Here is a 13380-nt window from a genome sequence, read left to right as displayed (position 1 = left end):
GGTCCATGCCGCGCGGTTGGTAACTCACTGTGAGGTTACGCAGCGTGACTCTCCTGCGTCAAGCCGAATGGTCCACACCGACTCTTCCGTGGTATCGGCACCGCGTTGGGCCGAACGGGTGATCTCGGAGTGGGGAAGGGGTGATGAAGGGGGTGCGACGGGGTGTCGCCGCGGCCTGCTACGGTGGATGGCGCAATCCCGACGTCCTTTAAGGTCCGTCCCGTGAGGCGGAGAAGGAGGTCCGTTTCGTATGGACACGCACGCAGGCGCGCAAGCCTCCGATGCGAGGGCCGTTCTCGAGGGCCCCGACATCGCGCGGGTACTGACCCGCATCGCCCACGAGATCGTCGAACGCGCCAAGGGCGCCGACGACGTGGTGCTCCTCGGCATTCCGACCCGGGGCGTCTTCCTCGCCCAGCGGCTCGCCGCGAAGCTCGAGCAGATCACCGAGCGCAAGATCCCGTGCGGCTCGCTCGACATCACCATGTACCGCGACGACCTGCGCATGCACCCGCCGCGCACCCTGGCCCGCACCGAGATCCCCGGTGACGGCATCGACGGCAAGCTGGTCGTCCTCGTCGACGACGTGCTCTTCTCCGGCCGCACCATCCGCGCCGCCCTCGACGCGCTGAACGACATCGGGCGGCCCCGCGCGGTGCAGCTCGCGGTCCTCGTCGACCGCGGCCACCGCGAACTGCCCATCCGCGCCGACTACGTCGGCAAGAACCTCCCCACGTCGCTGCGGGAGACGGTCAAGGTCCAGCTCGCCGAGGAGGACGGTCGCGACACCGTGCTGCTCGGCGCGAAGGCCGACCAGTAGCGAACCGGGCGTGTGGCCCGCCCCGGCGTGCCCACGCGTGCAGGCATGCACCGGCTTGCCCGAAACCTCCCGAATGAACTGCCTTACGGAGCCTGACAGATGCAGCGTCATCTCATCTCGGCCGCCGACCTCACCCGCGACGACGCCGTCCTGATCCTCGACACCGCCGAGGAGATGGCCCGGGTAGCGGACCGGCCGATCAAGAAGCTGCCGACCCTGCGCGGCCGCACGATCGTCAACCTCTTCTTCGAGGACTCCACCCGCACCCGGATCTCCTTCGAGGCCGCCGAGAAGCGGCTCTCCGCGGACGTGATCAACTTCTCCGCCAAGGGCTCCAGCGTCTCCAAGGGCGAGTCTCTGAAGGACACCGCCCAGACCCTGGAGGCCATGGGCGTCGACGCGGTCGTCATCCGGCACTCCGCCTCCGGCGCGCCGTACCGCCTCGCCAACTCCGGCTGGATCGACGCGGCCGTGATCAACGCCGGCGACGGCACCCACCAGCACCCCACCCAGGCCCTGCTCGACGCCTTCACCATGCGCCGCCGGCTGGTCGGCAAGGACGCCGGGCTCGGCCAGGACCTGGCCGGCCGGCGCGTCACCATCGTCGGCGACGTCCTGCACAGCCGGGTCGCCCGCTCCAACGTCGACCTGCTGCACACCCTCGGCGCCGAGGTGACCCTGGTCGCCCCGCCGACCCTGCTGCCGGTGGGCGTCGAGACCTGGCCCTGCGAGGTCGCCTACGACCTGGACGGCGCCCTGCCCAAGTCGGACGCGGTGATGATGCTGCGCGTGCAGCGCGAGCGGATGAACGCCGCGTTCTTCCCGACCGAGCGCGAGTACTCGCGGCGCTACGGCCTCGACGGGGAGCGCATGGCGAAGATGCCCGAGCACGCCATCGTGATGCACCCCGGCCCCATGGTCCGCGGCATGGAGATCACCGCCGAGGTCGCCGACTCCGGCCGCTGCACCGTCGTCGAGCAGGTCGCCAACGGCGTCTCCATCCGGATGGCCGTCCTCTACCTGCTGCTCGGTGGCAACGAGCCCGCCGTCACCCACACCCGCCCCACCGGCTCCGAGGAGAAGTAAGACCCATGAGCAAGATCCTGATCCGTGGTGCGAAGGTCCTCGGCGGCGAGGCGCAGGACGTCCTGATCGACGGGGAGACCATCGCCGAGGTCGGGGCCGGCCTGAGCGCCGAGGGCGCCGAGGTCGTCGACGCCGGCGGCAAGGTGCTGCTGCCGGGCCTGGTCGACCTGCACACCCATCTGCGCGAGCCCGGCCGCGAGGACTCGGAGACGGTCCTCACCGGCACCCGTGCGGCGGCCTCCGGCGGTTACACCACCGTGTTCGCCATGGCCAACACCTTCCCCGTGGCCGACACCGCCGGTGTCGTCGAGCAGGTGTGGCGGCTCGGCAAGGAGTCCGGCTACTGCGACGTGCAGCCCGTCGGTGCCGTCACCGTCGGCCTGGAGGGCAGCAAGCTCGCCGAGCTGGGCGCCATGCACGAGTCGGCGGCCGGCGTGACGGTGTTCTCGGACGACGGCAAGTGCGTGCACGACGCGGTGATCATGCGCCGGGCGCTGGAGTACGTGAAGGCCTTCGGCGGCGTCATCGCCCAGCACGCCCAGGAGCCGCGGCTGACCGAGGGTGCCCAGATGAACGAGGGCGTCGTCTCCGCCGAGCTGGGCCTCGGCGGCTGGCCCGCGGTGGCCGAGGAGTCGATCATCGCCCGGGACGTCCTGCTCGCCGAGCACGTCGGCTCCCGGGTGCACATCTGCCACCTGTCGACCGCCGGGTCCGTGGAGATCGTCCGCTGGGCCAAGTCCCGCGGCATCCAGGTCACCGCCGAGGTCACCCCGCACCACCTGCTCCTCACCGACGAACTGGTCCGCAGCTACAACCCCGTCTACAAGGTCAACCCGCCGCTGCGCACCGAGCGCGACGTGATGGCCCTGCGCGAGGCGCTGGCGGACGGCACGATCGACATCGTCGCCACCGACCACGCCCCGCACCCGCACGAGGACAAGGACTGCGAGTGGGCGGCCGCCGCCATGGGCATGGTCGGCCTGGAGACCGCGTTGTCAGTGGTCCAGGCGACCATGGTGGACACGGGCCTGCTGGACTGGGCCGGCGTCGCCGACCGGATGTCCGTCAAGCCCGCGCGGATCGGACAGGCCACGGGCCACGGCCGTCCCGTCTCGGCTGGTGAGCCCGCCAACCTCACCCTGGTCGACACGGAATACCGTGGGTTCGTGGACCCCGGGGGCTTCGCCTCGCGCAGCCGCAACACCCCGTACGAGGGTCGCGAGCTGCCGGGCCGTGTCACGCACACCTGGCTCCGGGGCAAGGCCACGCTCGTCGACGGGAAGCTCACGTGACACCTCTCCTCCTGCTGGCCGCCGAGAAGGAATCGGCGGAAGTGACCGACTGGGCCGCCCGCCTCGCCTGGGTCGTCGGCCTCGCCCTCTTCGTCGCGCTCGTCTACTGGCTGATGCGCGAGGGCTGGAAGTGGCGGGGCACCCTCCAGGGCGACCTGCCGGAGCTGCCCGGCGCGCCGGACGAGCCCGGCGAGGTGAGACTGACGATGAGCGGCCGCTACCACGGCTCCACCACCGCGGGGCAGTGGCTCGACCGCATCGTGGCGCACGGCCTGGGCTCCCGCAGCCGGGCCGAGCTGACCCTCACCGACGCGGGCCTGGACGTCGTACGCCCGGGAGCGGCCGACTTCTTCGTCCCGGCCGCGGCGCTGCGCGAGGCCCGGCTCGACAAGGGCATCGCCGGCAAGGTGCTCACCGAGGGCGGACTGCTCGTGGTGACCTGGGCACACGGCGGCAAACTGATCGACTCCGGCTTCCGCTCCGACCGCGCGGCCGAGCACAACGAGTGGGTCGACGTCATTAACTCCATGATCGAATCAACCACCAGGGAAGGCGCCGAACGATGACGACCTCCACCAGGGGAACCAGCAGGGTTCCCGCCGTACTCGTCCTGGAGGACGGCCGTATCTTCCGCGGCCGCGCCTATGGGGCCGTGGGGGAGACCTTCGGCGAGGCCGTCTTCTCCACCGGCATGACCGGCTACCAGGAGACCCTGACCGATCCCTCGTACCACCGCCAGGTCGTCGTGATGACCGCCCCGCACGTGGGCAACACCGGCGTGAACGACGAGGACCCCGAGTCGAAGCGCATCTGGGTCGCCGGCTACGTCGTGCGCGACCCCGCGCGCGTGCCGTCCAACTGGCGCTCCCGGCGCACGCTGGACGAGGAGCTGGCCGCCCAGGGCGTCGTCGGCATCAGCGGCATCGACACCCGCGCCCTCACCCGCCACCTGCGCGAGCGCGGCGCCATGCGCGTCGGCATCTTCTCCGGCAACGCGCTGCCCGACGAGGGCACGATGATCGCCCAGGTGCGCCAGGCCCCCGAGATGACGGGCGCCGACCTCTCCGCCGAGGTCGCCACCAAGGAGGCGTACGTCGTCCCCGCGATCGGCGAGAAGAAGTTCACCGTCGCCGCCGTCGACCTCGGCATCAAGGGCATGACCCCGCACCGGATGGCCGAGCGCGGCATCGAGGTGCACGTGCTGCCCGCCACGGCGAGCGTCGAGGAGGTGTACGCCGTCGCCCCCGACGGCGTGTTCTTCTCCAACGGCCCCGGTGACCCGGCCACCGCCGACCACCCGGTCGCCATGATGCAGGCCGTCCTGGAGCGCGGCACCCCGCTGTTCGGCATCTGCTTCGGCAACCAGATCCTGGGCCGCGCCCTGGGCTTCGGCACCTACAAGCTGAAGTACGGCCACCGCGGCATCAACCAGCCGGTGCAGGACCGTACGACCGGCAAGGTCGAGGTCACCGCGCACAACCACGGCTTCGCCGTCGACGCCCCGCTCGACGAGGTCTCCCAGACCCCCTTCGGCCGCGCCGAGGTCTCCCACGTCTGCCTCAACGACAACGTGGTGGAGGGCCTCCAGCTCCTCGACAAGCCGGCGTTCAGCGTCCAGTACCACCCCGAAGCGGCAGCCGGCCCGCACGATGCCGCCTACCTGTTCGACCGCTTCGTTTCCCTGATGGAGGGCCAGCGTGCCTAAGCGCACCGATATCCAGTCCGTCCTGGTCATCGGCTCCGGCCCGATCGTCATCGGCCAGGCCGCCGAGTTCGACTACTCCGGCACCCAGGCGTGCCGGGTCCTCAAGGCCGAGGGCCTGCGGGTCGTCCTGGTGAACTCCAACCCGGCGACGATCATGACCGACCCGGAGATCGCCGACGCCACCTACGTCGAGCCGATCACCCCCGAGTTCGTCGAGAAGATCATCGCGAAGGAGCGCCCCGACGCCCTGCTGCCCACCCTGGGCGGCCAGACCGCGCTCAACACCGCCATCTCGCTGCACGAGAACGGCGTCCTGGAGAAGTACGGCGTCGAGCTGATCGGCGCCAAGGTCGAGGCCATCCACAAGGGCGAGGACCGCGACCAGTTCAAGCTCGTCGTGGAGGAGGTCCGCAAGAAGATCGGGCACGGCGAGTCCGCCCGCTCGGTCATCTGCCACTCCATGGACGACGTCCTCGCGGGCGTCGAGACGCTCGGCGGCTACCCGGTCGTCGTCCGCCCCTCCTTCACCATGGGCGGCGCCGGCTCCGGCTTCGCCCACGACGAGGAGGAGCTGCGCCGCATCGCCGGCCAGGGCCTCACGCTCTCCCCGACCACCGAGGTGCTCCTGGAGGAGTCCATCCTCGGCTGGAAGGAGTACGAGCTGGAGCTGATGCGCGACAAGAACGACAACGTCGTGGTCGTCTGCTCCATCGAGAACTTCGACCCCATGGGCGTGCACACCGGCGACTCGATCACCGTCGCCCCCGCGATGACCCTCACCGACCGCGAGTACCAGATCCTGCGCGACGTCGGTATCGCCGTCATCCGCGAGGTCGGCGTCGACACCGGCGGCTGCAACATCCAGTTCGCGGTCAACCCCGAGGACGGCCGGGTCATCGTCATCGAGATGAACCCGCGCGTGTCCCGCTCCTCGGCGCTCGCCTCCAAGGCGACCGGCTTCCCGATCGCCAAGATCGCCGCCAAGCTCGCCGTCGGCTACACCCTCGACGAGATCCCGAACGACATCACGCAGGAGACCCCGGCCTCCTTCGAGCCGACCCTCGACTACGTGGTCGTCAAGGCCCCGCGCTTCGCCTTCGAGAAGTTCCCGTCCGCCGACTCCACCCTCACCACCACCATGAAGTCGGTCGGCGAGGCCATGGCCATCGGCCGCAACTTCACCGAAGCGTTCCAGAAGGCGCTGCGCTCCCTGGAGAAGAAGGGCAGCCAGTTCACCTTCGTCGGCGAGACGGGCGACAAGGAGCAGCTGCTGCGCGACGCCGTCCGCCCCACCGACGGCCGGATCAACACGGTCATGCAGGCCATCCGCGCGGGCGCCACGCCCGAGGAGGTCTTCGACCACACCCGCATCGACCCGTGGTTCGTCGACCAGCTCTTCCTCATCAAGGAGATCGCCGACGACATCGCCGAGGCGCCCGAGCTGACCCGCGAGCTGCTGGCCGAGGCCAAGCGGCACGGATTCTCCGACCAGCAGATCGCCGAGATCCGCGGCCTGCGCGAGGACGTCGTCCGCGAGGTCCGGCACGCCCTCGGTGTCCGCCCGGTCTACAAGACGGTCGACACCTGCGCCGCCGAGTTCGCCGCCAAGACGCCGTACTTCTACTCCTCCTACGACGAGGAGACCGAGGTCGCGCCGCGCGAGAAGCCGGCCGTCATCATCCTGGGCTCCGGCCCCAACCGCATCGGCCAGGGCATCGAGTTCGACTACTCGTGCGTCCACGCCTCCTTCGCGCTCAGCGAGGCCGGGTACGAGACGGTGATGGTCAACTGCAACCCGGAGACCGTCTCCACCGACTACGACACCTCCGACCGCCTGTACTTCGAGCCGCTGACGCTGGAGGACGTGCTGGAGATCGTCCACGCCGAGCAGCAGGCCGGGCCGGTCGCGGGCGTCGTCGTCCAGCTCGGCGGCCAGACCCCGCTCGGCCTGTCGCAAGCGCTCAAGGACAACGGCGTGCCGATCGTCGGCACCTCCCCGGAGGCCATCCACGCCGCCGAGGACCGCGGCGCCTTCGGCCGCGTCCTGAAGGAGGCCGGCCTGCCGGCCCCCAAGCACGGCACCGCCACCACCTTCGCCGAGGCCAAGGCCATCGCCGACGAGATCGGCTACCCGGTCCTCGTCCGGCCGTCGTACGTCCTCGGCGGACGCGGCATGGAGATCGTCTACGACGAGACCCGGCTGGAGTCGTACATCGCCGAGTCGACCGAGATCAGCCCCACCCGCCCGGTCCTCGTCGACCGCTTCCTCGACGACGCCATCGAGATCGACGTGGACGCGCTGTACGACGGCGAGGAGCTGTACCTCGGCGGCGTCATGGAGCACATCGAGGAGGCCGGCATCCACTCCGGCGACTCGGCGTGCGCCCTGCCCCCGATCACCCTCGGCGGCTTCGACGTCAAGCGGCTGCGCGCCTCCACCGAGGCCATCGCCAAGGGCGTCGGCGTGCGCGGACTGATCAACATCCAGTTCGCCATGGCCGGCGACATCCTCTACGTCCTGGAGGCCAACCCGCGCGCCTCGCGCACGGTGCCCTTCACCTCCAAGGCGACCGCGGTGCCGCTGGCCAAGGCCGCCGCCCGCATCTCGCTCGGCGCGACCATCGCCGAGCTGCGCGCGGAGGGCCTGCTGCCCAAGCAGGGCGACGGCGGCGAGCTCCCGCTCGACGCGCCGATCTCCGTCAAGGAGGCCGTCATGCCGTGGTCCCGCTTCCGGGACATCCACGGCCGCGGCGTCGACACCGTCCTCGGCCCGGAGATGCGCTCCACCGGCGAGGTCATGGGCATCGACTCGGTCTTCGGCACCGCGTACGCCAAGTCGCAGGCCGGCGCCTACGGCCCGCTGCCCACCAAGGGCCGCGCGTTCATCTCGGTCGCCAACCGCGACAAGCGCTCGATGATCTTCCCGGCCCGCGAGCTGGTCGCCCACGGCTTCGAGCTGCTGGCCACCTCCGGCACCGCCGAGGTCCTCAAGCGCAACGGCATCAACGCCACCGTGGTGCGCAAGCAGTCCGAGGGCGTGGGCCCCAACGGCGAGAAGACCATCGTCCAGCTCATCCACGACGGCGAGGTCGACCTCATCGTCAACACCCCGTACGGCACCGGCGGCCGCCTCGACGGCTACGAGATCCGTACCGCCGCCGTGGCCCGGTCCGTGCCGTGCCTGACGACGGTCCAGGCGCTCGCCGCCGCCGTCCAGGGCATCGACGCACTCAACCACGGCGACGTGGGCGTGCGATCGCTCCAGGAACACGCGGAGTTCCTGACCGCGGCCCGCGACTAGCAGCCCTTCGAGGGGGACACCGGAAACGGTGTCCCCCTCTTCATGAGGCTCGCCCCCGAGCTTCTCCCCGAGGACACCATGTACAAGATCTTCTTCAACCTCGTCTTCCGGCGGATGGACCCGGAGCAGGCTCACCACCTGGCCTTCCGCTGGATCCGCCTGGCCGTGCGCGTCCCCGTGCTGCGCACCTTCGTCGCGGCCGTGCTCGCGCCCCGCTACAAGGAGCTGCGCACCGAGGCACTCGGCCTGCGCATGCACGGCCCGTTCGGGCTCGCCGCGGGCTTCGACAAGAACGCCGTCGCCATCGACGGCATGGCGATGCTCGGCTTCGACCACGTCGAGATCGGCACCGTGACCGGTGAGGCGCAGCCCGGCAACCCCAGGAAGCGGCTGTTCCGCCTGGTCGCCGACCGCGCGCTGATCAACCGCATGGGCTTCAACAACGAGGGCTCCCTCGCCGTCGCCGCCCGGCTGGCCTCCCGTATCCCGGTCTTCAGGACCGTCGTGGGCGTGAACATCGGCAAGACCAAGGTGGTCCCCGAGGAGGAGGCCGTCCTCGACTACGTGAAGTCCGCCGAGCGGCTGGCGCCGTACGCCGACTACCTGGTGGTGAACGTCTCGTCGCCCAACACGCCGGGGCTGCGCAACCTCCAGGCCACCGAGGCGCTGCGCCCGCTGCTGACCGCCGTGCGCGAGGCCGCCGACCGCACCGTCACCACCCGGCGCGTCCCGCTGCTGGTGAAGATCGCCCCCGACCTCGCCGACGAGGACATCGACGCGGTCGCCGACCTCGCCGTGGAACTCGGCCTGGACGGGATCATCGCCACCAACACCACGATCGCCCGCGAGGGCCTGGGGCTGACCTCCGAGCCCTCCGTGGTCAAGGAGACCGGCGGGCTGTCCGGGGCGCCCCTGAAGGCCCGCTCCCTGGCGGTGCTGCGCCGCCTCTACGCGCGCGTGGGCGACCGGATCACCCTGGTCGGCGTCGGCGGCATCGAGAACGCCGAGGACGCCTGGCAGCGCATCCTGGCCGGCGCCACCCTGGTCCAGGGCTACAGCGCCTTCGTCTACGAGGGGCCCTTCTGGGGCCGCGCCATCCACAAGGGGCTCGCCGCGCGGCTGCGCCAGAGCCCGTACGCCACCCTCGCCGACGCGGTCGGCGCCGATGTGAGGAAGCCCCGATGACCGGCATGAGCCCCCTGGAACCCTTCGGTGCCCGGCTGCGCCGTGCCATGGACGACCGCGGCCCGCTATGCGTCGGGATCGACCCGCACGCCTCGCTGCTGGCCGAGTGGGGCCTGAACGACGACGTGGCGGGCCTGGAGCGGTTCAGCCGCACGGTCGTCGAGGCGATGGCCGACCGGGTCGCCGTGCTCAAGCCGCAGAGCGCGTTCTTCGAGCGCTTCGGCTCGCGCGGTGTCGCGGTGCTGGAGAAGGCTGTCGCGGAGGCCCGCGCGGCCGGGGCGCTGGTCGTCATGGACGCCAAGCGCGGCGACATCGGCTCCACCATGGCGGCCTACGCCGAGTCCTTCCTGCGCCGGGGCGCGCCCCTGTTCTCCGACGCGCTGACCGTCTCGCCGTACCTCGGCTACGGCTCCCTGAAGCCCGCGGTCGAGCTGGCCCGGGAGAACGGCGCCGGACTCTTCGTGCTGGCACTGACCTCCAACCCGGAGGGCGGCGAGGTCCAGCACGCGGTGCGCACCGAGGACCCCCGCGGGCGGAACGTCGGCGCCACGATGCTCGCCCACCTCGCCGCCGAGAACGCGGGCGCCGAGCCGCTGGGCTCCTTCGGTGCGGTCGTCGGCGCCACGCTGGGCGACCTGTCCTCCTACGACCTGGCGGTCAACGGTCCGCTGCTGGCCCCCGGCATCGGCGCCCAGGGAGCCACCGCGGCCGACCTTCCCCGGGTCTTCGGGGCCGCCGTGCGCAACGTGGTCCCGAACGTCAGCCGGGGTGTTCTGCGTCACGGTCCCGGCACCGGCGCGCTGCGGTCGGCCGCCGACCGGTTCGCGGAGGAGATCCGGGCGGCGGTGGCCGCGGTCTGAGGTCATGGCGCGGGGTCCGGGACCGGGCCGGGGCCGGTACGAGGCTGGATACATCCTCGATTCCGGGGCAATATGTCTGAAATATCCGGTCCTGACAGAGGCTGACCAGGACTTTTCCGCTGTTCTCGCTGACTCCGGCGGAGTTGACCGCTAGTCTCCGTCGAGAGAGCGGGCACATGTTGTCCGTAACTCCCCAGGTGTGGGGCGACCAGGTTCCTCACCGGTCCGTATCCGACAGTTCGACATCCGAGGTGACGTAGGCGTGGCTCTTCCGCCCCTTACCCCCGAACAGCGCGCAGCCGCGCTCGAAAAGGCCGCCGCGGCTCGCCGGGAGCGGGCCGAGGTCAAGAATCGACTCAAGCACTCCGGCGCCTCCCTTCACGAGGTCATCAAGCAGGGCCAGGAGAACGACGTCATCGGCAAGATGAAGGTCTCCGCCCTCCTTGAGTCCCTGCCGGGCGTGGGCAAGGTCCGCGCCAAGCAGATCATGGAGCGACTCGGTATCTCCGAGAGCCGCCGCGTGCGTGGTCTCGGTTCCAACCAGATCGCCTCCCTCGAGCGCGAATTCGGCAGCACCGGCTCCTGAACCCCGGCTCGCCCGGGCATGGTCCCGGGCACTCCGGGATTGCTGGAATAATCGCTGCATGAGTGAACGTCCGCGGCTGACCGTGCTCTCCGGACCCTCCGGGGTCGGCAAGAGCACGGTCGTCGCCCATATGCGCAAGGAACACCCCGAGGTCTGGCTCTCGGTGTCGGCGACGACCCGCAAGCCCCGCCCCGGCGAGCAGCACGGAGTCCACTACTTCTTCGTCACCGACGACGAGATGGACAAGCTGATCGCCAACGGCGAGCTGCTGGAGTGGGCCGAGTTCGCCGGCAATCGCTACGGCACTCCGCGCGCGGCCGTGCTGGAGCGCCTGGAGGCGGGCGAGCCGGTCCTGCTGGAGATCGACCTCCAGGGAGCCCGGCAGGTGCGCGAGTCGATGCCCGAGGCCCAGCTGGTGTTCCTGGCCCCTCCCTCCTGGGAGGAGCTGGTGCGCAGGCTGACCGGCCGGGGCACCGAACCGCCCGAGGTGATCGAGCGCCGCCTGGAGGCGGCGAAGGTCGAGCTGGCGGCAGAGCCGGAGTTCGACGAGACGCTGGTGAACACCTCCGTCGAGGACGTCGCGCGCGAGCTGCTAGCCTTGATGAACGTCGTGTGACCGGCTGCGCTCCCGCGGACCGGCATCATGCAGACTGAATCTTTCCCATCCATCGGAAGGTAGAGCGTGTCCTCTTCCATCTCCGCGCCCGAGGGCATCATCAACCCGCCGATCGACGAGCTCCTCGAGGCCACCGACTCGAAGTACAGCCTCGTGATCTACGCGGCCAAGCGGGCCCGCCAGATCAACGCGTACTACTCGCAGCTCGGCGAGGGTCTCCTCGAGTACGTCGGTCCCCTCGTCGACACCCACGTCCACGAGAAGCCGCTCTCGATCGCGCTGCGTGAGATCAACGCGGGGCTGCTGACCTCCGAGGCCGTCGAGGGCCCCGGTCAGTAAGTCATACGATCGGCTTACAGCTGACTTTTCCACAGGCCCGGCAGCACGTCTGCCGGGCCTGTGGTGTCTCATGGGGGGAGGTTGCACGTTTCCGAGGTTCGGGGAGAGACGACGGTGGACAAGCCCAAGGTCGTACTGGGGGTCAGCGGCGGCATCGCCGCCTACAAGGCGTGTGAGCTGCTGCGCAGGTTCACCGAGTCCGGACACGACGTCCGGGTCGTGCCCACCGCCTCCGCCCTGCACTTCGTCGGTGCCGCCACCTGGTCCGCGCTCTCCGGCAACCCCGTGTCCACCCAGGTCTGGGACGACGTCCACGAGGTCCCGCACGTGCGCATCGGCCAGCGCGCCGACCTCGTCGTGGTCGCCCCGGCCACGGCCGACATGCTCGCCAAGGCCGCGCACGGCCTCGCCGACGACCTGCTGACCAACACCCTGCTCACCGCCCGCTGCCCGGTCGTCTTCGCCCCCGCGATGCACACCGAGATGTGGGAGCACCCGGCCACCCAGGAGAACGTGGCGACGCTGCGCCGCCGCGGCGCCGTCGTCATCGAGCCCGCCGTCGGCCGGCTCACCGGCGTCGACACCGGCAAGGGACGGCTGCCCGACCCCGCCGAGATCTTCGAGGTCTGCCGCCGGGTCCTGGCCCGGGGCGTGCGCGAACCCGACCTCACGGGCCGGCACGTGGTGATCAGCGCCGGCGGCACCCGTGAGCCGCTGGACCCGGTGCGCTTCCTCGGCAACCGCTCCTCCGGCAAACAGGGGTACGCCCTCGCCCGGACGGCCGCCGCGCGCGGCGCCCGGGTCACCCTGATCGCCGCCAACACCGCCCTGCCGGACCCGGCCGGAGTGGACGTGGTCCGCGCCGGCACCGCCGTCCAGCTGCGCGAGGCCGTGCTCAAGGCCGCCGCGGACGCCGACGCCGTCGTGATGGCCGCCGCCGTCGCCGACTTCCGCCCTGCGGCGTACGCGGCGGGGAAGATCAAGAAGCGGGACGGGCAGGACCCCGCCCCCGTCGCGCTCGTCCGCAACCCCGACATCCTCGCCGAGATCTCCGCCGATCGCGCCCTCCCCGGCCAGGTGATCGTCGGCTTCGCCGCCGAGACCGACGACGTGCTGGCCAACGGCCGCGCCAAGCTGGAGCGCAAGGGCTGCGATCTGCTCGTGGTGAACGAGGTGGGGGAGCGCAAGACCTTCGGCGCGGAGGAGAACGAGGCCGTGGTGCTCGCCGCCGACGGCGGCGAGACCCCCGTCCCGCACGGCCCCAAGGAGGCCCTGGCCGACGTGGTGTGGGACCTGGTCGCCGCCCGCCTGCGCTGACGGCCCCGCCGCACCGCCGGCCACCTTCCGCACACCCGGCGACACGCCCCGCGACCCCCCGTGCTCCGGCCAACAGGGCGTGGCGCCCCTGGCCAAGGCCGCGGCACATTGGGCAGAATGCACCGTGCCGCAGGTCACAGGGCTCCCGAGAGGCGAGACAGGTGGTCCCGTGGCGGAGCGCGACCGATAAACTGTTCCAGGACGACGCCGGGCGCAGCCCCCGACCCGTCCACCAATGATCAGCCAGCAGCCGCTGCAACCACAGGGAGCGTT

12 protein-coding genes are annotated in these 13380 nt (G+C 70.9%); all 12 read left to right on the top strand.

Annotation, left to right across the window (positions count from 1 at the left end):
- Nucleotides 1-250 precede the first annotated feature (250 nt).
- The 12 genes from pyrR to coaBC all read left to right on the top strand — a co-directional run bounded on the left by pyrR (nt 251) and on the right by coaBC (nt 13107).
- The gene (gene pyrR / locus SGLAU_RS05900) at nt 251-820 is read left to right on the top strand and encodes a bifunctional pyr operon transcriptional regulator/uracil phosphoribosyltransferase PyrR (protein WP_043498966.1); all 570 of its coding nucleotides are present in this window, start codon (nt 251-253) and stop codon (nt 818-820) included.
- A gap of 99 nt (nt 821-919) precedes the next feature.
- Entirely contained in the window at nt 920-1906 is a 987-nt protein-coding gene (locus tag SGLAU_RS05895) for an aspartate carbamoyltransferase catalytic subunit (protein ID WP_043498964.1), read from the top strand.
- Between the two features lie 5 nt (nt 1907-1911).
- Nucleotides 1912-3198, top strand: a complete 1287-nt coding sequence (locus SGLAU_RS05890) for a dihydroorotase (protein ID WP_043498961.1) — start codon at nt 1912-1914, stop codon at nt 3196-3198.
- Nucleotides 3195-3764, top strand: a complete 570-nt coding sequence (locus SGLAU_RS05885; RefSeq protein WP_043498959.1) for a hypothetical protein — start codon at nt 3195-3197, stop codon at nt 3762-3764. The genes SGLAU_RS05890 and SGLAU_RS05885 overlap by 4 nt, the downstream gene beginning before the upstream one ends.
- A complete protein-coding gene (gene carA, locus SGLAU_RS05880; protein ID WP_043498957.1) occupies nt 3761-4903 on the top strand; it encodes a glutamine-hydrolyzing carbamoyl-phosphate synthase small subunit in 1143 nt (380 codons plus the stop codon). Before SGLAU_RS05885 ends, carA begins: the two co-directional genes overlap by 4 nt.
- The gene (gene carB, locus SGLAU_RS05875) at nt 4896-8204 is read left to right on the top strand and encodes a carbamoyl-phosphate synthase large subunit (protein WP_043498956.1); all 3309 of its coding nucleotides are present in this window, start codon (nt 4896-4898) and stop codon (nt 8202-8204) included. Before carA ends, carB begins: the two co-directional genes overlap by 8 nt.
- A 78-nt stretch (nt 8205-8282) precedes the next feature.
- Nucleotides 8283-9389, top strand: coding sequence for a quinone-dependent dihydroorotate dehydrogenase (locus SGLAU_RS05870; RefSeq protein WP_043506330.1), 1107 nt, complete (start codon nt 8283-8285; stop codon nt 9387-9389).
- A gap of 5 nt (nt 9390-9394) precedes the next feature.
- Nucleotides 9395-10249, top strand: coding sequence for an orotidine-5'-phosphate decarboxylase (gene pyrF / locus SGLAU_RS05865; protein WP_043506329.1), 855 nt, complete (start codon nt 9395-9397; stop codon nt 10247-10249).
- 262 nt (nt 10250-10511) lie between these two features.
- Nucleotides 10512-10835, top strand: a complete 324-nt coding sequence (locus SGLAU_RS05860; protein WP_003977346.1) for an integration host factor — start codon at nt 10512-10514, stop codon at nt 10833-10835.
- A 58-nt stretch (nt 10836-10893) separates the two neighbouring features.
- Complete coding sequence (gene gmk, locus SGLAU_RS05855; RefSeq protein WP_043498955.1) at nt 10894-11451, top strand: guanylate kinase; 558 nt, start codon at nt 10894-10896, stop codon at nt 11449-11451.
- A 66-nt stretch (nt 11452-11517) separates the two neighbouring features.
- Nucleotides 11518-11790 carry a DNA-directed RNA polymerase subunit omega gene (gene rpoZ, locus SGLAU_RS05850; protein ID WP_004933985.1) on the top strand — a complete coding sequence of 91 codons (273 nt, stop codon included), beginning with the start codon at nt 11518-11520 and terminating at the stop codon, nt 11788-11790.
- A gap of 114 nt (nt 11791-11904) precedes the next feature.
- Entirely contained in the window at nt 11905-13107 is a 1203-nt protein-coding gene (gene coaBC / locus SGLAU_RS05845; RefSeq protein WP_043498954.1) for a bifunctional phosphopantothenoylcysteine decarboxylase/phosphopantothenate--cysteine ligase CoaBC, read from the top strand.
- Nucleotides 13108-13380: the final 273 nt, after the last annotated feature.

The sequence above is a fragment of the Streptomyces glaucescens genome (genome assembly GCF_000761215.1).
Lineage (GTDB): Bacteria > Actinomycetota > Actinomycetes > Streptomycetales > Streptomycetaceae > Streptomyces > Streptomyces glaucescens_B.
This window is presented reverse-complemented; position numbering and strand designations above follow the sequence as displayed.